Genomic DNA, 18,706 nt, shown 5'->3' with positions numbered 1-18,706 from the left:
TAACAAATTAAGATTTTAACACCACAAATAAAAAAAGACCCCCAACCAATTCGGTTGAGAGTCTTCCGTAGCGTAAAAATTAACGCTTTGAGAACTGAGGTGCACGACGAGCGCCTTTAAGACCGTATTTTTTACGTTCTTTCATACGAGCGTCACGAGTTAATAATCCTGCACTCTTAAGTGCTGGACGGTATTCAGGGTCAACTTGTAGTAACGCACGAGCGATACCGTGGCGGATTGCGCCAGCTTGACCAGTGTAGCCGCCGCCTTTTACGTTGACAAGAATGTCATAAACGCCAACTGTTTCAGTTGCCACTAGAGGTTGCTTAACAACCTCACGTAAAGCTGCGAATGGGATATAATCTTCGATTTCACGATTGTTAACGATAACTTTGCCTTCGCCAGGTACTAGACGTACACGAGCTACGGAGCTCTTACGACGACCTGTTCCGATATATTGAACTTGTGCCAAGTGTATAACCTCCTTAATAATTATCCGCGAAGTTCGTAAACTTCAGGTTTTTGTGCTTGATTTTGGTGCTCGCTACCTGCATAAACATGTAGCTTTTTGAAGATTTGACGTCCTAAAGAGTTCTTTGGAAGCATACCTTTAATTGCTAGTTCAAGCATTTTTTCAGGGTAGTTTGTACGCATTTCAAGAGCCGTTCTTTGCTTTAAACCACCTGGGTGCATTGTGTGACGGTAGTAAATTTTGTCGTTAATTTTATTACCAGTCAAATGAATCTTTGAAGCATTGATAATGATGACATGGTCACCAGTGTCAACATTTGGAGTAAAAGTTGGTTTATGTTTACCGCGCAAGATGGCTGCAACTTCACTTGCAAGACGACCAAGAGTTTGGCCTTCTGCATCTACTACATACCATTTACGCTCGATATTCTTGGCATTAGCCATAAAAGTTGAACGCATGAATGTCCCTCCTAAATTATCCATAAAAATCTTTTTTCGTTTCGCGTGTCATTTGATATATTACTACACAGATAAGTTCCGGGGCTTATCAGTGGGTTTAAAAATATCATACCTGAATATGATATAACTTTAGAGTCCTAATGTCAACACCAGGATTAGTTGTCATAGGTTTTTTATAAAAAACCTAATAAAATACTTCCCAAAGATATAATCCATGTCCAGGGGCTGTCTTCCCGGCATACTGCCGATCTTTTTTATCAAGTATTTCCTTAAACGTGCTCGGCTCTCGTTCGCCTCGTCCTGCTTCAAGAAGCGTACCCACAAGGATTCGAACCATATTATATAAAAATCCATTCCCAACAAAACGGACAACTAGCAACCCATTTTCTTCAAAAAAATCAATGGTTTCTAGCGTTCTAATTTTATCCTCTACCTCTGTTTTCGCTGAGCAAAAACTAGTAAAATCATGTGTTCCAACTAGAGCAACCGCTGCTTTTTCCATCAAATTAACATTAATTGGATAGGTGTAATGATAGGCGTAATGCCGCAAAAATGGGTCTCGTTGCTTTGTTTGACTGATAAAATAACGATATTCTTTTCCAGTAGCATCAAAACGAGCATGGAAATCACTAGCCACCATTTCAGCCTGGAGAATGACAAGATCGTCAGGCAAGTGGGCATTCATTGCTACCACCCATTTGTCCTCTGGAATATTCAAAGTGGTGTCAAAATGAATCACTTGCCCTTTTGCATGGACGCCAGCATCTGTACGACCAGAAGCGTTAACTTTAATACTCTGGCCCTTATGAAGCCTTGCAAGTGCTGCCTCTATGTCACCCTGCACAGTTCGTTTATTAGGTTGGACCTGATATCCAGCAAAGCCGGTTCCATCATAAGCAATCGTACATTTTATCCTCATAACCAAACCTCATTATCCTCTAAATATCAATAATAGAATTGTAACGAATAATAAACCAATGATCATTGAAGTATCGGCAACCGCCCATGAGAGTTGACGGTATTTTGTTCGACCCTCTCCACCCTTATACCCGCGTGCCTCCATTGCAACAGCAAGCTCCTCAGCTCGCTTAAAGGAGCTAATAAACAGGGGAATTAATAAGGGAACAACCGCCTTTAGACGGTCTTTGATTGGACCACTTGAATACTCGACTCCTCTTGCTGTCTGAGCCTTCATGATTTTATCCGTTTCCTGCATTAATGTGGGAATAAAACGTAGAGCAATTGACATCATTAATGCTAGTTCATGAACTGGAAACTTCAACTTTTTTAACGGTCCCAACAATCTTTCCAACCCATCCGTAATTTCGATAGGAGTAGTCGTCAAGGTTAACAGGGAAGTAATTAAAATCAACAAAAAGAAACGCAGCGAGATAAAAATACCTTGCCTTAATCCCTCTTCATAAATTTTAAGCCATCCTAAATCTAGGATGATTTCTCCTTCTTTTGTTAAAAATAAATGAAGGAAAAAAGTAAAAATAACCAACCAGAGCACGGGTTTCAAGCCGCCAATTAAAAAACGTGCAGGTATTTTTGAAAAACCAGCCATTAAAAAGGTATAAAGAACTAAAATTCCATAAGTCCAAAAATTATTTGCAAGAAAAATAACACAAACAAATAAAAAAACGATGATTAATTTTGAACGGGGGTCCATTTTATGCAGAATCGAATCTGCGGGGACATACCGACCGATAATCATTTTTTCCATCATCGTGGTATCCTCCCTGTTAGATAATTAGCCACTACATCTGTTAGTTCATCCTCTGTAAGACAAATTTTGTCAAATTTAGTATCAAAGGTTTTTTCTAACTTCATTTGAAAGCGTAATACTTCAGGGACGTCTAAACCATGTGCTAATAACTCTTCCGGATTCGAAAAGATTTCAAGCGGTTTTCCTTTTTTCAAAACCGTCCCCTGATGCATGATCACAATTTCATCTGCGTACCTAGCTGCATCTTCCATACTGTGAGTGACCAGGACAGTTGCCAAGCCCTGTTCTTTGTGAAGGCGATAAAATAGATCCATGATTTCCTTGCGACCTCGAGGGTCTAAGCCTGCTGTAGGCTCGTCTAAAACGATACACTCCGGCTCCATCGCTAATACCCCTGCAATCGCTACCCGTCGCATTTGCCCTCCAGAGAGATCAAATGGGGATTTTTCAAGAATATTTTCAGATAAACCCACTTGCTTAATGGCCTCTCTTGCCCGCCTTTTCGCTTCAGCCTCAGAAACGCCAAAGTTCATCGGTCCAAAGCAGATATCCTTCTCAACGGTTTCTTCAAATAGCTGATGCTCAGGAAACTGAAAAACAATCCCAACCTTTTCCCGGATCCCTTTTAAATTCTTTTCTTTCCGCCCAGCCTTTATCTCCCGGCTACCAATTAATACGGCTCCCTTAGTCGGTTTTAACAGCGCATTAAGATGCTGTAGGACGGTGGATTTCCCCGAGCCTGTATGACCAATAATCGCTACATAGGAGCCTGAAGGGATGTTAATTGAAACATCTTTAATGGCTAACCGTTCAAAAGGTGTGTCAGCGGAATAACGATACTCTACATTTTTGAGTGAGATGTCCATAATTGTGCCACCAGCTCTTCTTCTGTAAGATAATGTCTATCAAGGCTTATTCCTTTTTCACGTAGCTTCTTACTGATTTTAACTGAGAACGGAATATCAAGACCTAGCTTTACAAGCTCTTCATCCATCTGAAATATTTCTTCAGGCGTTCCCTCACGATAGATTTTCCCTTGATTCATCACAAGGATTCGATCTGCTTTAGATGCTTCCTCAAGGTCATGAGTAATGGATATTACCGTAATCTTCTCTTCTTTTTGTAAATTCATGATTGTCTCGATTACCTCACCACGGCCCCTAGGGTCGAGCATAGAGGTAGCCTCATCAAGAATAATAATAGACGGTCTTAGGGCGAGTACACCAGCAATGGCCACTCTTTGCTTCTGTCCTCCAGACAGATGGTGTGGCTCTTGATCCAGAAATGATTCCATATTAACCTTTTTTAATGCGTCTACAACACGGTCATTCATAACCTCTACAGCTATCCCATTATTTTCAAGCCCAAAAGCCACATCATCTTGAACGGTCGTTCCAACAAATTGGTTATCCGGGTTTTGAAAAACCATGCCAATATGTTTGCGAATATCCCAAATTGATTCCTCTGAGAGTGTAATACCAGCTACAGTAATGGTTCCCTCTCTCGGAAATTGTAAGCCATTCAATAATCTAGCTAATGTAGATTTTCCAGACCCATTATGACCAACAATGGCAAGCCATTCACCCTCATACACTTCCATACTAATGTGACTTAATGCGGGAGTTTCTTGAGACTCATACTGAAAGCTTACATCGTTTAGTACAACAAGAGGTGATCTCATTGCCTTCCTCCCCTCAACTCATCTAGTCTTTTACTATTACTAACAAAATTGAAATAAATCAGAAGATATCTCTAAATACAAAAAAAGCCTGCACCTATTCCCAGCGGAAAGTAGATTCCGCAATATAGCATGACATCCATAATGGATGGGGAAGAGGTGCATGAGCTAGACGAGACACACAAGAATAGTGTAGGCAACAACACGAGGAACGACATCGAATTTCCTATTTTTAAAAAGGCTATAAACGATGACACAGTTCCTAGTAGTCACAGCTAGACTTATAAGAAATAATGCCTACTTGTAGAAACAAAGTTTTGGAAAAATAAGAGCTAGCCTCACTTTTCTTTTTTATCAGTATGCTCATCGTAACGCTCGTATTGGCTTGTACGATCTATTAAATTCGGTTATCTATAAAAAAAGGGGGATGAAACAAGTTTCTATAAACTGTCCATCGCCCTTGTTTTGAGAGTTTAAATTATTAAACTAGCTCGATGATAACCATTGGCGCACCGTCACCGCGGCGTGGTCCAATCTTCATGATACGAGTATATCCACCTTGGCGTTCCGCATAACGTGGAGCGATGTCAGCAAATAACTTCTGAAGTGCGTCCTGGTTAGTTTCTGCATTAGCAACTTCATTACGAACCCAAGAAGCAGCTTGACGACGTGCATGAAGGTCACCACGTTTTCCCAAAGTAATCATTTTTTCAACAACTGAACGAAGCTCCTTCGCACGAGTTTCAGTTGTTTCGATTTTCTCATTGATGATTAGGTCTGTAGTTAAATCACGCAGCATAGCTTTACGCTGTGAACTTGTACGTCCTAACTTTCTGTATCCCATGAGTTTTCCCTCCTTTTTTGAAGTTCAGTAGAAGTAATATCAGAGGTGACAGTAAAATGCCTAGTTAATCGCAATTAACTAGTCATCTTTACGTAAGCCTAAGCCTAGTTCCTCTAGTTTTGCTTTTACTTCTTCTAACGATTTTCTTCCTAAGTTACGTACCTTCATCATGTCCTCTTCAGTTTTATGAGCAAGCTCTTGAACAGTGTTGATACCAGCACGCTTTAGGCAGTTATATGAACGAACAGAAAGGTCAAGTTCTTCAATTGTCATTTCAAGAACCTTTTCTTTTTGATCTTCTTCTTTTTCAACCATGATTTCAGCATTTTGTGCTTCATCAGTAAGACCGACGAAGAGGTTTAAATGCTCATTTAGAATTTTTGCCCCAAGAGCGACAGCTTCTTTAGGACCATTGCTTCCATCTGTCCATACGTCAAATGTCAGCTTGTCAAAGTTGGTCATCTGTCCCACGCGTGTATTCTCCACTTGGTAAGAAACACGTGAAACTGGAGTATAGATGGAATCGATTGGGATAACCCCGATCGGTTGATCTTCTCGTTTATTTTGATCAGCCGGTGTATACCCACGTCCTCTTTTAGCAGTTAGGCGCATCCGAAGTGAACCCTTGCTTGAAAGAGTTGCAATATGAAGATCTGGGTTTAAAATCTCAACATCACTATCATGAGTGATGTTGGCAGCTGTTACTGCTCCCTCGCCTTGCATATCAATTTCGAGTGTCTTCTCATCATCAGAGTAAATTTTCAATGCAAGTTTCTTTACATTTAGAATGATAGAAGTGACATCTTCTACAACACCCTCAACTGTAGAGAACTCATGAAGTACTCCATCGATTTGAATGGATGTTACAGCGGCACCTGGAAGTGAGGATAATAGGATACGACGTAAGGAGTTACCCAAAGTTGTACCATATCCACGCTCAAGCGGTTCTACGACAAACTTGCCGTACTTGGCATCATCGCTGATCTCAACCGTTTCGATTTTTGGTTTTTCTATTTCGATCATCAAATATACCCTCCTTCAAAACGTCGAAACCCCGGCAGGCTAGTATCCTAACCGAAAGTCCCCATGTATACGTTCCCGTATGTGCACAACAACTGAACTAATTATCTGCACGAATATTTTGTATCATATCCCATTATTGACACAGATACAAATTCTATACAGAAAAATTAAACACGACGACGTTTTGGTGGGCGGCAGCCGTTATGTGGAACTGGAGTTACGTCTCTGATTGCAGTAACTTCTAGTCCAGCAGCTTGTAGCGCACGGATAGCAGCTTCACGACCAGCACCAGGACCTTTTACAGTTACTTCAAGAGTCTTCATTCCATGTTCCATAGAAGTTTTAGCCGCAGTTTCAGCAGCCATTTGCGCAGCAAATGGAGTAGATTTACGTGAACCTCTAAATCCAAGAGCACCTGCACTTGACCAAGAAATTGCATTACCATGAACGTCTGTAATAGTCACGATTGTATTATTGAAAGTTGAACGAATATGCGCAACTCCTGCCTCAATATTCTTTTTGACGCGGCGTTTGCGTGTATTAGTTTTACGAGCCATTTAACTGTTGACCTCCTTTACCAATTATTTTTTCTTGTTAGCTACAGTCTTACGAGGACCTTTACGTGTACGAGCATTGTTCTTCGTGTTCTGTCCACGAACAGGAAGTCCACGACGATGACGTAATCCGCGGAATGAACCGATTTCCATTAAACGTTTGATGTTTAGGGAAACTTCACGACGAAGGTCACCTTCAACCTTTAATTTATCTACGATTTCACGAATCTTAGTTAGCTCATCTTCTGTTAAATCGCGAACGCGAGTATCTTCAGAAACACCAGCTTCAGCAAGAATCTTTTCAGCAGTTGGTCTGCCAATTCCAAAAATGTAAGTTAATGAAATAACTACACGCTTTTCACGTGGAATATCTACACCAGCAATACGTGCCATTAATGCGCACCTCCTTCTAATTTAGCCTTGTTTTTGTTTATGTTTAGGGTTTTCACAGATCACCATTACTTTGCCGTTTCTACGGATTACTTTGCACTTTTCGCAGATTGGCTTAACCGATGGTCTCACTTTCATTACTCTAACCTCCTTAATAGTACGGAGCAACCAGTTTATTTAAAGCGGTAGGTAATTCTTCCGCGAGTCAAATCATATGGAGAAAGCTCAACTGTTACTTTATCTCCAGGCAGGATACGGATGAAATGCATCCGGATTTTCCCTGAAACATGAGCTAACACTGTATGACCGTTCTCTAACTCTACCTTAAACATGGCATTTGGCAAAGTCTCAAGCACCGTGCCTTCCACTTCAATTACATCGTCTTTTGCCATTGAACTTCGTCTCCCTTCTTCACGTCATATGTGGTTTACAAACAGGGCATTCGTCAACCTTATGATTATATCATATTGGTCTGATTCCGTCTGCTAATAAGTTGCTAGCAATTGTTGATTGCTAGTTCGAACCCGAATGACCAATCAATCATCTAAAAAACTTGTGGTTCCTCATGTAATTCTTGCCCGATTCCATGTCCGACATACTCACGCACAAACAGAAAGCCGTTTGTTTCCACATATGATTGAATGGCATGGGAGGTGTTCCTTTGTCATTCGCCCAGCTTCTTGCGTGATTTTAATCTCACGAGAAGTTTTGCAATGAATCATTAAGACAAGCTCCCAAGCAATTTTTCAACTTCAGTGAAAACCGTATTGATTTCCTGCTGACCGTTTATATTGCGCAAGTAGCCTTTGCCTTCATAAAAGTCTAAAAGTGGTTTGGTTTGTTGAATATTAACTTCCAAACGGTTATGAACTGTGTCTGCATTATCGTCTGCGCGTTGATATAACTCTCCACCACAACGATCACAAACACCTTCATTAGCCGGTGGGTTAAAAACAAGGTGATAGGTTGCGCCACAATCTTTACAGATTCTACGTCCTGTCAACCGCTCCATCAGAATACTTTGGTCAACATCAATGTTGATGACAAAGTCAATTTTTTTATTTAAGTCTGCAAGAATTTGTTCAAGTGCTTCAGCCTGAGCAACAGTACGAGGAAATCCATCTAACAAAAAGCCATTATCACAGTCAGGCTTACTTAAGCGTTCACGGACAATTCCAATTGTTACTTCATCTGGTACAAGCGCACCTTGGTCCATAAATGACTTAGCTTGCAGCCCAAGTTCCGTTCCATCTTTGATAGCCGCACGGAACATATCTCCTGTTGAGATATGAGGGATGTTGTATTTTGAAACAATTTTATCGGCCTGTGTGCCTTTTCCGGCACCCGGGAGCCCCATAAGAACTAAATTCACAAGAATTCCCCCCAGTTCTCTAATGAAGGAATAGGGAACATCTGTCCCCTAAACCATCTATTTAATAAAACCTTTATAGTGTCGTTTCACTAATTGGCCTTCTAGTTTTTTCATTGTGTCTAGTGCTACACCGACGACAATTAGTAAACCAGTACCTCCAATTTGTACACTTTGCGGAAGACCAGCAATTTTTATGAAGAATACCGGCAATACAGAAATGACTGCAAGAAAAATTGCGCCAACAAAAGTCAACCGAGTTAAAACCTTTGTCAAGTATTCTTGAGTATTCGCACCAGGACGAATACCAGGAACATACCCACCTTGCTTCTTCAGGTTTTCAGCTACCTTTTCAGGGCTTACTTGAATGAAGGCATAGAAGTAAGTAAACGCAACGATTAATGCAACATAGATGATCATTCCGAGAGGTCTCGTATAATCAAATGTATTTTGAATCCATATCGTCACATCATTTGTACCAAAGAACTGAGCGATCGTTGGAGGTACAATGATAAACGAAATTGCAAAGATGACAGGAATAACACCCGCAGCATTAACCTTTAATGGTAAATGTGTGGATTGTGCCCCAACAGGATTATTCCCAACAGACATCCTTTTTGCATACTGAATTGGAATTTTTCTTAACGCCTCTTGGATGAAAATTACCCCAACGATAATCGCAATGATCGCAAGAATAATTAGTACAACCGTAAGAATACGTAAGAAAATAGCTTCCCCAGCACCTTCAAATTGTTGTGTATAAATCTGGTTTACAATGGTTGGGAGTCCTGCAACAATACCTGCGAAGATAATGATTGAGATCCCGTTTCCCGCACCTTTTTCTGTAATTTGCTCACCGAGCCACATTAAGAATGCAGTACCGGCAGTTAATACAGTTGCGATTAGTAGGTAGTTCGCAATTCCACTGTCAGATATCAGCAAACCACCAGCCAAATTATTAAATCCATAGGACATTCCAAAAGCCTGGATAAAACCAAGAACTATCGTGAAGTAGCGCGTAAATTGCGCAAGCTTTCTACGACCAACGTCCCCTTGTTTAGACCATTCAGTAAACTTTGGAACAACATCCATTTGCAACAATTGAATGATAATGGATGCTGTAATGTATGGCATGATTCCCATCGCAAAGATGGAGAAGTTTTGAAGTGCACCGCCACCAAATACATTTAGTACACCGAAAGCACTTAAAGTATCTTGTGCTTTTAATATATCAGAATTCACCCCTGGGACCGGAATAAAGGCACCAAGGCGAAATACAATCAACATTAAAAGGGTGAAGAGAATTTTGCTTCTGATTTCACCCACGCGCATAAAATTGGAGATTGTTTGAAACATTAGATCACCTCAGTTTGACCCCCAGCAGCTTGGATTGCTTCTTGAGCTGCAGAGGAAAACTTATGAGCTTTAACAGTTAACTTTTTCTCCAAGTTACCAGTAGCAAGAATCTTTACTCCTGCAAGTTCCTTTTTGACTAGTCCTGTTTCAATCAAAAGTTCTGGAGTCACTTCGGTTCCGTCTTCAAATCGGTTTAAAGCATCAAGGTTCACCACTGCGTATTCTTTACGATTAATATTCGTAAATCCACGTTTAGGTAGACGTCTAGCTAAAGGTGTTTGACCACCCTCAAATCCTGGACGTACACCACCGCCTGAACGAGCATTTTGACCTTTATGACCTTTTCCAGCTGTTTTACCATTACCAGATCCAATACCACGGCCTTTACGTTTACGTTCTTGACGAGAACCTTCTGTTGGCTTTAGTTCGTGAAGTTTCATGTTGGCACCTCCTTGTTCTTAAAACTATATTATTTATTTTTCGTTCACCTTTACAAGATGAGACACTTTATTGATCATGCCACGGATAGCAGCATTATCTTGGTGCTCAACTGTTTGGTGCATTTTTTTCAATCCTAGGGCCTTAACTGTTTCACGCTGATCTTGCGGACGACCGATCAAGCTGCGTGTGAGGGTAACTTCTAATTTAGTTGCCATTTAATTTCCCTCCTTATCCTAACAGTTCTTCTACTGATTTACCGCGCAACTTCGCTACGTCTTCAGCACGCTTTAATTGTGTTAAACCATCAATAGTAGCACGAACCATATTGATTGGTGTATTTGTACCAAGTGACTTAGACAGAATGTCTTGAACACCTGCTAATTCTAATACCGCACGAACTGGTCCACCAGCGATAACTCCAGTACCCTCTGAAGCAGGCTTAAGAAGGATTTCACCAGCACCAAAATGTCCGATTACCTCGTGAGGAATTGTTGTACCAACCATAGGTACGTGAATCAAGTTCTTCTTCGCATCTTCAATTGCTTTGCGAATAGCATCTGGTACTTCTTGCGCTTTACCAGTTCCGAAACCAACATAACCGTTCTTATCACCAACTACTACAAGAGCAGTGAAACGGAAACGACGTCCACCTTTAACAACTTTCGCTACACGGTTTACCGTAACTACGCGTTCTTCAAGTTCAAGTTTGTTTGGATCAATGCGACGCATCTATTTATGTCCCTCCTTTTTATATTAAAATTGTAAGCCGTTTTCACGTGCAGCATCTGCCAAAGCCTTAATACGGCCATGATATAGATATCCTCCACGGTCAAATACAACTTCGCTAACGCCTTTTTCTACTGCACGCTTTGCTACTAGTTCTCCGACCTTTACTGCAGCATCAAGGTTGCCTGTAGATTCAAGATTAACTTCTTTATCCATTGTAGAAGCACTCGCTAAAGTAACTCCATTAACATCGTCGATTAGTTGAGCATAAATGTGTTTATTTGAACGGAACACATTTAAACGAGGACGAGCTGCTGTACCGCTAACTTTAGAACGGACACGAGCATGTCTTTTACGGCGAGTAGCGTTTTTATCCGCCTTCGTGATCATTTACGTCACTCCTTTCGTTTAACCTATAAGGCCTTACTTACCAGTCTTACCTTCTTTACGGCGTACGAATTCGCCTTCGTAACGGATACCTTTGCCTTTATATGGCTCTGGTGGACGTACTCCGCGAATATTAGCAGCAAGTGCACCTACACGCTCTTTATCTGCTCCTTTAACAATAACCTTAGTGTTAGAAGGAACTTCGATTTCAAGGCCTTCTTCAGCCTCGATTTCAACTGGATGAGAATATCCCACACTTAATACAAGCTTCTTACCTTGCTTAGCAGCACGGTAACCGACACCGATTAAATCTAGAGATCTTTCGAATCCTTTAGATACACCTTCTACCATGTTTGCAAGAACTGCGCGAGTTGTACCGTGCAGCGCGCGGTGTTCTTTAGCATCAGTTGGACGAGAGATTGTAATAACATTCTCTTCAATCACGATTTGGATATCTTGGTTAAAAGAACGAGATAATTCGCCTTTTGGACCTTTTACTGTTAAAAAGTTATTTTCGTTCGTAACAGTAACCCCTGCAGGGATTTCAATTGGTTTTTTACCTACGCGAGACATTCATTGCACCTCCATTCTTTTGAAAATTCTATTACCAGACGTAAGCTAATACTTCTCCGCCCACTTGCTTAGCACGGGCTTCTTTATCAGATAGTACGCCATTTGAAGTTGAAACAAGTGCGATTCCTAGACCGTTAAGTACACGTGGTACCTCGTTAGACTTAGCATAAACGCGCAAACCAGGTTTGCTGATGCGCTTAAGACCAGTAATAACACGCTCATTATTTGCACCGTATTTAAGGAAGATACGGATAATACCTTGTTTGTTGTCTTCGATATATTCTACATCACGTACGAAACCTTCACGCTTAAGAATCTCAGCTATTTCTTTTTTCATATTAGAAGCAGGTACTTCTAATTTTTCGTGACGAACCATATTCGCATTACGAATACGAGTAAGCATATCTGCAATTGGATCTGTCATGACCATTGTTTTTACCTCCTTCCCATAACTTGGGTTTTACCAGCTAGCTTTTTTCACACCAGGAATTTGTCCTTTGTATGCTAATTCACGGAAACAAATACGGCAAAGCTTGAATTTACGGTATACAGAGTGCGGACGTCCGCAGCGCTCACAGCGTGTGTACTCTTGTACCTTAAATTTAGGCGTGCGTTTTTGTTTCGCAATCATTGATTTCTTAGCCACGTTTTCGCCTCCCTCTATTTAGAGATTACTTCTTAAATGGCATTCCGAATGATGTTAATAGTTCACGAGCTTCTTCATCAGTGTTAGCAGTCGTTACAATAACAATATCCATGCCACGTACTTTACTTACTTTATCGTAATCAATTTCAGGGAAGATTAATTGCTCTTTAACACCCATAGTGTAGTTTCCGCGACCATCGAATGATTTCTTAGAAACACCGCGGAAGTCACGTACACGTGGAAGTGATACTGAAATTAATTTGTCAATGAATTCGTACATACGCTCACCGCGAAGTGTTACTTTCGCGCCGATAGGCATACCTTCACGAAGACGGAAACCAGCGATTGATTTCTTAGCTTTAGTAACAACTGGTTTTTGACCAGAGATCAAAGCTAGTTCTTCAACAGCAATGTCTAATGCTTTTGCATTGGCAACTGCATCGCCCACACCCATATTGATTACGATTTTTTCTAATCTTGGTACTTCCATTACGGATTTATAGTTAAACTTGCTCATTAGAGCAGGAGAAATTTCTTTGTTGAACTTTTCTTTTAGGCGGTTCATTTATGAGTACCTCCCTTCTTTTATAAACTATTTATCTAGAACTTCACCGGATTTTTTTGCTACGCGTACCTTCTTACCGTCTTCCTCTTTATAACCAACTCGGGTTGGTTTGCCAGATTTCGGATCGATAGGCATAACATTTGATACATGAATAGGTGCCTCTTGGCTAAGAATTCCGCCTTGCGGATTTTCTTGTGAAGGCTTAGCGTGTTTTTTCACGATATTGATTCCTTCAACTAGAACACGGCTTTGCTTAGGGAATGCTGCAAGAATATTCCCAGTTTTGCCTTTGTCCTTACCAGAGATGACCATTACTTTGTCACCTTTTTTGACATGCATCTGCTGCACCTCCTTAGAGCCATTTGTATTTAAATTAGATTACTTCTGGAGCTAATGAAACGATTTTCATGAAGTTGTTTTCACGAAGTTCACGTGCAACTGGTCCGAAGATACGAGTTCCGCGTGGGCTCTTATCGTCACGGATGATCACACATGCGTTTTCATCGAACTTGATGTATGTTCCATCGGAACGACGAGCGCCAGTTTTTGTACGAACGATAACCGCTCTAACAACATCACCTTTTTTAACAACGCCTCCTGGTGTTGCTTGTTTGACTGTACAAACAATAACATCACCAATATTGGCTGTCTTACGTCCAGTACCACCAAGTACTTTAATAGTAAGAACTTCACGTGCACCTGAATTATCAGCAACTTTTAAACGAGTTTCCTGTTGGATCATGCGAGTAACCTCCCTTCGGAATTGCCTTTATCCGAACGATTTAGATAATAACTGCTTTTTCTACAACTTCTACTAAGCGGAAGCGTTTTGTCGCAGAAAGCGGACGAGTTTCCATAATACGAACAACATCGCCAGTTTTTGCTACATTTTGCTCATCATGAGCTTTAAACTTTTTAGAGTATTTTACGCGCTTGCCGTATAGTGGATGTGTTTTGTAAGTCTCGATAAGAACAGTGATTGTTTTATCCATCTTGTCAGAAACTACACGTCCAGTATAGACCTTACGCTGGTTGCGTTCACTCATTGTGAAGGGCCTCCTCTCTGGTTATCAATTATTAACGCCGATCTCTCTTTCACGAATCACAGTTTTCATACGGGCAATCGCCTTCCGTACTTCACGGATGCGAGCTGTGTTTTCAAGCTGCCCAGTCGCTAATTGAAAGCGCAGGTTAAAAAGCTCTTCTTTTAAAGATTTCACTTTTTGTTCGATTTCAGCAGTGGTAAGGTCACGAATTTCATTAGCTTTCATTGGATTCACCACCAATTTCTTCTCGTTTTACAAACTTCGTTTTTACAGGAAGTTTGTGGGATGCAAGACGTAATGCTTCACGAGCAACTTCTTCAGAAACACCCGCGATTTCAAACATAATTTTCCCTGGTTTTACGACCGCTACCCATCCTTCTGGAGAACCTTTACCGGAACCCATGCGGACTTCTAGTGGTTTTGCAGTGTAAGGCTTATGAGGGAAGATTTTAATCCAAACTTTACCGCCACGCTTCATATAACGAGTCATCGCAATACGAGCTGCTTCGATCTGACGGTTAGTGATCCAGGAGGCTTCAGTAGCTTGTAGGCCGTATTCACCGAATGCTACCTCAGTGCCGCCTTTTGCGCGTCCGCGCATTTTTCCACGGTGTTCGCGGCGATATTTAACGCGTTTTGGCAATAACATATTATTTGCCTCCTTCCTCAGTTTTCTTCTTCGTTGGAAGGACCTCTCCCTTATAAATCCATACTTTAACTCCAAGCTTACCGTATGTTGTATCAGCCTCAGCTGTAGCATAATCGATATCTGCACGAAGTGTATGAAGAGGAACTGTTCCTTCGCTATAATGTTCTGCACGAGCAATATCTGCTCCACCTAAACGACCAGATACTTGCGTTTTGATTCCTTTTGCACCAGCACGCATCGCACGTTGGATTGTTTGCTTCTGTGCACGACGGAATGAAACACGGTTTTCAAGTTGACGAGCAATATTCTCAGCTACTAATTTCGCATCAAGGTCTGCTCTCTTGATTTCTAAGATGTTTATATGAACACGTTTGCCAGTAAGTGCATTTAGGGCTTTACGAAGTGCTTCTACTTCTGTTCCACCTTTACCAATTACCATACCTGGCTTAGCAGTGTGTACTGTTACATTTAAGCGGTTAGCTGCACGCTCAATTTCAATTTTAGAAAGAGAAGCATCGCGTAGGCGCTTAGTGATGTACTCACGAACTTTAATATCTTCGTGTAAAAGATCAGCGTAGTCTTTGCCTGCATACCATTTTGACTCCCAATCACGGATGACACCGATACGCAAACCGACAGGATTTACTTTTTGACCCACTAATTATCCCTCCTTCTTTTCTGATAAAACGATTGTAATATGGCTAGTGCGCTTGTTGATTGCACTTGCACGACCTTGTGCACGTGGACGGAAACGCTTCAGTGTAGGTCCCTCGTTTGCATAAGCTTGAGAAACTACAAGATTGTTTACATCCATTTCATAGTTGTGTTCTGCATTTGCAAGAGCAGATTTCAGAACCTTTTCAACGATTGGAGAAGCAGCTTTCGGGGTGAGTTTTAAAATCGCCACCGCTTCACCAACTTGCTTTCCTCGAATTAAATCTAGTACTAAACGAGCTTTACGAGGAGCAATACGAACTGTATTAGCAACAGCTTTTGCTTGCATATGAATAGCCTCCTCTCATTAACGTCTTGTTTTCTTATCGTCAGCGGCATGGCCTTTGTATGTTCTTGTTGGAGCGAATTCTCCAAGCTTATGGCCTACCATGTCTTCTGTCACATAAACCGGAACATGTTTACGTCCGTCATAAACGGCAATTGTATGTCCGATGAATTGCGGGAAGATCGTTGAGCGGCGTGACCAAGTTTTTACAACCTGCTTACCCTCAGTCTCGTTTAGCTTCTCGATCTTTTTCATTAAATGATCATCAACAAAAGGTCCTTTTTTTAAGCTACGACCCATGATTGAACCTCCCTTCGTGATTGTCCTACGGTTCTTATGAACCGTAGCTCAATCCCGTTATTTTTTACGACGACGTACGATGAACTTGTCGGATTTATTTTTCTTCTTACGAGTTTTGAATCCAAGAGTTGGTTTACCCCATGGAGACATTGGAGACTTACGTCCGATTGGAGCACGACCTTCACCACCACCGTGTGGGTGATCGTTAGGGTTCATAACAGATCCACGTACAGTTGGTCGCTTGCCTAACCAACGAGAACGACCTGCTTTACCAATGTTAATAAGTTCATGTTGTTCGTTACCTACTTGACCTACAGTCGCACGGCACTCTGCAAGGATCATGCGTACTTCACCAGAGTTCAAACGGATAAGAACATATTTTCCTTCTTTACCAAGTACTTGTGCACTTGTTCCAGCAGAACGGACTAATTGTCCACCCTTACCAGGTTTTAATTCGATGTTGTGAACAACAGTACCTACAGGGATATTTACAAGTGGTAAAGCATTACCTACTTTAATATCAGCTGTTGGTCCAGACATAACTTCCATTCCAACCACTAGGTTTTTAGGTGCTAAGATGTAACGCTTTTCACCGTCTACGTAGTTGATTAACGCAATGTTTGCGGAACGGTTTGGATCATATTCAATCGTGGCAACGCGTCCTGGAATGCCATCTTTGTTACGTTTAAAATCGATGACACGGTATTGACGCTTATGGCCGCCACCTTGATGACGAACAGTTAACTTACCTTGGTTATTACGGCCGCCTTTTCTATGCAACGGTGCAAGCAACGATTTTTCGGGCTTGTCAGTAGTGATTTCAGCGAAATCAGACGCTGTCATGTTACGACGACCATTGGAGGTAGGTTTGTACTTTTTAATCGCCATTTCTTTTCCCTCCTCTTCTAATTAGCTAATTTAGACCTCGAATAATTCGATTTCTTTGCTATCTTGAGTTAACGTAATGATGGCTTTACGGCGCTTGTTAGTATAACCACCGAATTTACCCATACGCTTAAATTTACCTTTATAGTTCATGATGTTTACATTCTTAACTGTAACACCAAAGATTTCTTGAACCGCATCTTTAACTTGAGTTTTATTTGCTCTGACATCTACCTCAAACGTGTATTTCTTATCAGCCATAAGGTCAGATGAACGTTCAGTGATTACGGGGCGCTTAATGATATCGCGTGCATCCATTATGCAAGCACCTCCTCTACTTTTTCAACTGCTGCTTTAGTCATGATTAACTTATCATGATTTAAGACATCCAGTACATTGATTCCTTCAGCGGAAACAACTGTGATACCAGGAATGTTACGTGCAGAAAGAGCAACATTTTCGTCAAGACCAGCAGTTACGATTAGCGCTTTGCTGTCAACGGAAAGTCCTTTTAACACATTTGTAAATTCCTTAGTTTTTGGTGCATCAAAGCTTAAGCTTTCAAGTACCAAGATTTCTTCTGCAACAACTTTTGTTGATAATGCAGATTTGATTGCCAAACGGCGAACCTTTTTAGGAAGTTTGTAGCTATAGCTGCGTGGAACAGGACCGAATACAGTACCACCACCACGCCATTGTGGAGAACGGATAGAACCTTGACGGGCACGACCAGTACCTTTTTGACGCCATGGCTTACGACCACCGCCTGCTACTTCAGAACGAATTTTTGTTTTATGAGTTCCTTGGCGTAAGGAAGCTCTTTGCATAACAACCGCTTCGAACATTACATGGTTGTTTGGCTCGATACCAAATACAGAATCATTAAGTTCTACATCGCCAACTTTTGATCCAGCTTGGTTAAATAATGCTACTTTAGGCATTCCTTTTTCCTCCTTTCTCTAAACGTTACTTTGCTTTTACAGCAGTCTTAATTTTAAGCAATGCTTTTCTAGCTCCAGGAACATTTCCTTTGATTAGAAGAAGATTGCGTTCTTCGTCAACTTTAACGATTTGTAAGTTTTGAACTGTGATTTGTTCTCCACCCATACGTCCAGGTAATAATTTTCCTTTGAAAACGCGGTTTGGAGCAACAGGACCCATTGAACCTGGGCGACGGTGGTAACGAGATCCGTGAGCCATTGGTCCACGTGATTGTCCGTGGCGCTTAATTGCACCTTGGAATCCTTTACCTTTAGAAATTCCTGTTACATCTACTAAATCGCCTTCTGCGAAAATATTAACTTTGACTTCCTGACCAACCTCATATTCTGCTAAGTCAACTCCGTTAAATTCACGTACGAAGCGCTTAGGAGTAGTATTAGCCTTTGCAACATGTCCTTTTTCCGGTTTGTTTGAAAGCTTATCACGCTTATCTTCAAAACCAAGCTGTATAGCTTCGTAACTATCAGTTTCAGCGTTCTTAACTTGAAGTACTACGTTTGGAGTAGCTTCAACAACTGTTACCGGGATAAGATCACCATTTTCAGCAAATACTTGAGTCATACCGATCTTTCTTCCTAAGATTCCTTTGGTCATTCGTCACACCTCCTACAAT

The 18,706-nt window shown here is 41.2% G+C and carries 34 protein-coding genes and 1 pseudogene; all 35 read right to left on the bottom strand.

The genetic code is table 11. The features are described from left to right. Window positions 1–79 precede the first annotated feature (79 nt). Window positions 80–472, bottom strand: a complete 393-nt coding sequence (gene rpsI, locus LG336_RS00850; RefSeq protein ID WP_404330724.1) for a 30S ribosomal protein S9 — start codon at window positions 470–472, stop codon at window positions 80–82. Between the two features lie 20 nt (window positions 473–492). After that, on the bottom strand, window positions 493–930 hold the full coding sequence (gene rplM, locus LG336_RS00845; RefSeq protein ID WP_404330723.1) for a 50S ribosomal protein L13: 438 nt from the start codon (window positions 928–930) through the stop codon (window positions 493–495). Between the two features lie 184 nt (window positions 931–1,114). Further along, entirely contained in the window at window positions 1,115–1,849 is a 735-nt protein-coding gene (gene truA / locus LG336_RS00840) for a tRNA pseudouridine(38-40) synthase TruA (RefSeq protein ID WP_404330722.1), read from the bottom strand. A gap of 12 nt (window positions 1,850–1,861) precedes the next feature. Continuing rightward, window positions 1,862–2,659 (bottom strand): energy-coupling factor transporter transmembrane component T family protein, encoded by a 798-nt coding sequence (locus LG336_RS00835; RefSeq protein WP_404330721.1) that lies wholly within the window; start codon window positions 2,657–2,659, stop codon window positions 1,862–1,864. Then, entirely contained in the window at window positions 2,656–3,525 is an 870-nt protein-coding gene (locus LG336_RS00830) for an energy-coupling factor ABC transporter ATP-binding protein (protein WP_404330720.1), read from the bottom strand. Before LG336_RS00830 ends, LG336_RS00835 begins: the two co-directional genes overlap by 4 nt. After that, window positions 3,501–4,340: an energy-coupling factor ABC transporter ATP-binding protein gene (locus tag LG336_RS00825; protein WP_404330719.1), complete on the bottom strand. Its 840-nt coding sequence runs from the start codon at window positions 4,338–4,340 to the stop codon at window positions 3,501–3,503. Before LG336_RS00825 ends, LG336_RS00830 begins: the two co-directional genes overlap by 25 nt. Before the next feature lie 478 nt (window positions 4,341–4,818). Beyond that, window positions 4,819–5,181 carry a 50S ribosomal protein L17 gene (gene rplQ, locus LG336_RS00820; protein ID WP_404330718.1) on the bottom strand — a complete coding sequence of 121 codons (363 nt, stop codon included), beginning with the start codon at window positions 5,179–5,181 and terminating at the stop codon, window positions 4,819–4,821. Between the two features lie 78 nt (window positions 5,182–5,259). Further along, complete coding sequence (locus LG336_RS00815; RefSeq protein ID WP_404330717.1) at window positions 5,260–6,204, bottom strand: DNA-directed RNA polymerase subunit alpha; 945 nt, start codon at window positions 6,202–6,204, stop codon at window positions 5,260–5,262. Window positions 6,205–6,371: 167 nt separating this feature from the next. Beyond that, window positions 6,372–6,761 carry a 30S ribosomal protein S11 gene (gene rpsK / locus LG336_RS00810; RefSeq protein WP_071458971.1) on the bottom strand — a complete coding sequence of 130 codons (390 nt, stop codon included), beginning with the start codon at window positions 6,759–6,761 and terminating at the stop codon, window positions 6,372–6,374. A 24-nt stretch (window positions 6,762–6,785) separates the two neighbouring features. Then, entirely contained in the window at window positions 6,786–7,151 is a 366-nt protein-coding gene (rpsM, locus tag LG336_RS00805; protein ID WP_404330716.1) for a 30S ribosomal protein S13, read from the bottom strand. Window positions 7,152–7,172: 21 nt separating this feature from the next. After that, entirely contained in the window at window positions 7,173–7,286 is a 114-nt protein-coding gene (gene rpmJ / locus LG336_RS00800; RefSeq protein ID WP_017473641.1) for a 50S ribosomal protein L36, read from the bottom strand. A gap of 35 nt (window positions 7,287–7,321) precedes the next feature. After that, window positions 7,322–7,540, bottom strand: a complete 219-nt coding sequence (infA, locus tag LG336_RS00795) for a translation initiation factor IF-1 (protein ID WP_025909748.1) — start codon at window positions 7,538–7,540, stop codon at window positions 7,322–7,324. 158 nt (window positions 7,541–7,698) lie between these two features. Then, window positions 7,699–7,806 (bottom strand): annotated as a pseudogene (locus LG336_RS00790) (M24 family metallopeptidase); the annotation flags it as partial. Between the two features lie 63 nt (window positions 7,807–7,869). Beyond that, complete coding sequence (locus LG336_RS00785; protein ID WP_404330715.1) at window positions 7,870–8,520, bottom strand: adenylate kinase; 651 nt, start codon at window positions 8,518–8,520, stop codon at window positions 7,870–7,872. 57 nt (window positions 8,521–8,577) lie between these two features. Further along, window positions 8,578–9,873, bottom strand: coding sequence for a preprotein translocase subunit SecY (secY, locus tag LG336_RS00780; RefSeq protein WP_404330714.1), 1,296 nt, complete (start codon window positions 9,871–9,873; stop codon window positions 8,578–8,580). Continuing rightward, window positions 9,873–10,313 carry a 50S ribosomal protein L15 gene (gene rplO, locus LG336_RS00775; protein WP_404330713.1) on the bottom strand — a complete coding sequence of 147 codons (441 nt, stop codon included), beginning with the start codon at window positions 10,311–10,313 and terminating at the stop codon, window positions 9,873–9,875. The genes secY and rplO overlap by 1 nt, the downstream gene beginning before the upstream one ends. Window positions 10,314–10,346: 33 nt before the next feature. Then, window positions 10,347–10,529, bottom strand: coding sequence for a 50S ribosomal protein L30 (gene rpmD / locus LG336_RS00770; protein ID WP_221870399.1), 183 nt, complete (start codon window positions 10,527–10,529; stop codon window positions 10,347–10,349). Window positions 10,530–10,542: 13 nt separating this feature from the next. Next, window positions 10,543–11,043 carry a 30S ribosomal protein S5 gene (gene rpsE, locus LG336_RS00765; RefSeq protein WP_404330712.1) on the bottom strand — a complete coding sequence of 167 codons (501 nt, stop codon included), beginning with the start codon at window positions 11,041–11,043 and terminating at the stop codon, window positions 10,543–10,545. Between the two features lie 24 nt (window positions 11,044–11,067). Continuing rightward, window positions 11,068–11,430: a 50S ribosomal protein L18 gene (gene rplR / locus LG336_RS00760; protein WP_404330711.1), complete on the bottom strand. Its 363-nt coding sequence runs from the start codon at window positions 11,428–11,430 to the stop codon at window positions 11,068–11,070. A 33-nt stretch (window positions 11,431–11,463) separates the two neighbouring features. Further along, complete coding sequence (rplF, locus tag LG336_RS00755) at window positions 11,464–12,000, bottom strand: 50S ribosomal protein L6 (protein WP_404330710.1); 537 nt, start codon at window positions 11,998–12,000, stop codon at window positions 11,464–11,466. 31 nt (window positions 12,001–12,031) lie between these two features. Beyond that, entirely contained in the window at window positions 12,032–12,430 is a 399-nt protein-coding gene (rpsH, locus tag LG336_RS00750) for a 30S ribosomal protein S8 (protein WP_221870391.1), read from the bottom strand. A gap of 30 nt (window positions 12,431–12,460) precedes the next feature. Then, entirely contained in the window at window positions 12,461–12,646 is a 186-nt protein-coding gene (gene rpsN, locus LG336_RS00745) for a 30S ribosomal protein S14 (RefSeq protein ID WP_001085700.1), read from the bottom strand. A gap of 25 nt (window positions 12,647–12,671) precedes the next feature. Then, window positions 12,672–13,211, bottom strand: coding sequence for a 50S ribosomal protein L5 (gene rplE, locus LG336_RS00740; RefSeq protein ID WP_404330709.1), 540 nt, complete (start codon window positions 13,209–13,211; stop codon window positions 12,672–12,674). Window positions 13,212–13,238: 27 nt separating this feature from the next. After that, window positions 13,239–13,550 carry a 50S ribosomal protein L24 gene (gene rplX, locus LG336_RS00735; RefSeq protein WP_221870387.1) on the bottom strand — a complete coding sequence of 104 codons (312 nt, stop codon included), beginning with the start codon at window positions 13,548–13,550 and terminating at the stop codon, window positions 13,239–13,241. 34 nt (window positions 13,551–13,584) lie between these two features. Continuing rightward, the gene (gene rplN, locus LG336_RS00730) at window positions 13,585–13,953 is read right to left on the bottom strand and encodes a 50S ribosomal protein L14 (RefSeq protein WP_404330708.1); all 369 of its coding nucleotides are present in this window, start codon (window positions 13,951–13,953) and stop codon (window positions 13,585–13,587) included. Window positions 13,954–13,993: 40 nt separating this feature from the next. Then, window positions 13,994–14,257, bottom strand: coding sequence for a 30S ribosomal protein S17 (gene rpsQ / locus LG336_RS00725; RefSeq protein WP_404330707.1), 264 nt, complete (start codon window positions 14,255–14,257; stop codon window positions 13,994–13,996). A 24-nt stretch (window positions 14,258–14,281) separates the two neighbouring features. Beyond that, window positions 14,282–14,482 carry a 50S ribosomal protein L29 gene (gene rpmC / locus LG336_RS00720; RefSeq protein ID WP_090749663.1) on the bottom strand — a complete coding sequence of 67 codons (201 nt, stop codon included), beginning with the start codon at window positions 14,480–14,482 and terminating at the stop codon, window positions 14,282–14,284. Next, window positions 14,472–14,906 carry a 50S ribosomal protein L16 gene (gene rplP, locus LG336_RS00715; RefSeq protein ID WP_221870382.1) on the bottom strand — a complete coding sequence of 145 codons (435 nt, stop codon included), beginning with the start codon at window positions 14,904–14,906 and terminating at the stop codon, window positions 14,472–14,474. Before rplP ends, rpmC begins: the two co-directional genes overlap by 11 nt. A 1-nt stretch (window position 14,907) precedes the next feature. Further along, window positions 14,908–15,564: a 30S ribosomal protein S3 gene (rpsC, locus tag LG336_RS00710; RefSeq protein WP_221870380.1), complete on the bottom strand. Its 657-nt coding sequence runs from the start codon at window positions 15,562–15,564 to the stop codon at window positions 14,908–14,910. 3 nt (window positions 15,565–15,567) lie between these two features. Further along, on the bottom strand, window positions 15,568–15,909 hold the full coding sequence (gene rplV / locus LG336_RS00705; RefSeq protein ID WP_221870378.1) for a 50S ribosomal protein L22: 342 nt from the start codon (window positions 15,907–15,909) through the stop codon (window positions 15,568–15,570). A gap of 18 nt (window positions 15,910–15,927) precedes the next feature. Then, complete coding sequence (gene rpsS, locus LG336_RS00700) at window positions 15,928–16,206, bottom strand: 30S ribosomal protein S19 (RefSeq protein ID WP_221870376.1); 279 nt, start codon at window positions 16,204–16,206, stop codon at window positions 15,928–15,930. A 57-nt stretch (window positions 16,207–16,263) separates the two neighbouring features. Continuing rightward, window positions 16,264–17,094: a 50S ribosomal protein L2 gene (gene rplB / locus LG336_RS00695; protein ID WP_404330706.1), complete on the bottom strand. Its 831-nt coding sequence runs from the start codon at window positions 17,092–17,094 to the stop codon at window positions 16,264–16,266. Between the two features lie 30 nt (window positions 17,095–17,124). Continuing rightward, window positions 17,125–17,409, bottom strand: coding sequence for a 50S ribosomal protein L23 (gene rplW / locus LG336_RS00690; protein WP_221870371.1), 285 nt, complete (start codon window positions 17,407–17,409; stop codon window positions 17,125–17,127). Continuing rightward, window positions 17,409–18,032 carry a 50S ribosomal protein L4 gene (rplD, locus tag LG336_RS00685; RefSeq protein WP_404330705.1) on the bottom strand — a complete coding sequence of 208 codons (624 nt, stop codon included), beginning with the start codon at window positions 18,030–18,032 and terminating at the stop codon, window positions 17,409–17,411. The genes rplW and rplD overlap by 1 nt, the downstream gene beginning before the upstream one ends. A 25-nt stretch (window positions 18,033–18,057) precedes the next feature. Further along, entirely contained in the window at window positions 18,058–18,687 is a 630-nt protein-coding gene (gene rplC, locus LG336_RS00680) for a 50S ribosomal protein L3 (protein ID WP_404330704.1), read from the bottom strand. Window positions 18,688–18,706: the final 19 nt, after the last annotated feature.

Source organism: Mesobacillus maritimus (assembly GCF_044803185.1).
GTDB classification, from domain to species: Bacteria; Bacillota; Bacilli; order Bacillales; family Cytobacillaceae; genus Mesobacillus_B; species Mesobacillus_B maritimus_B.
This window is presented reverse-complemented; position numbering and strand designations above follow the sequence as displayed.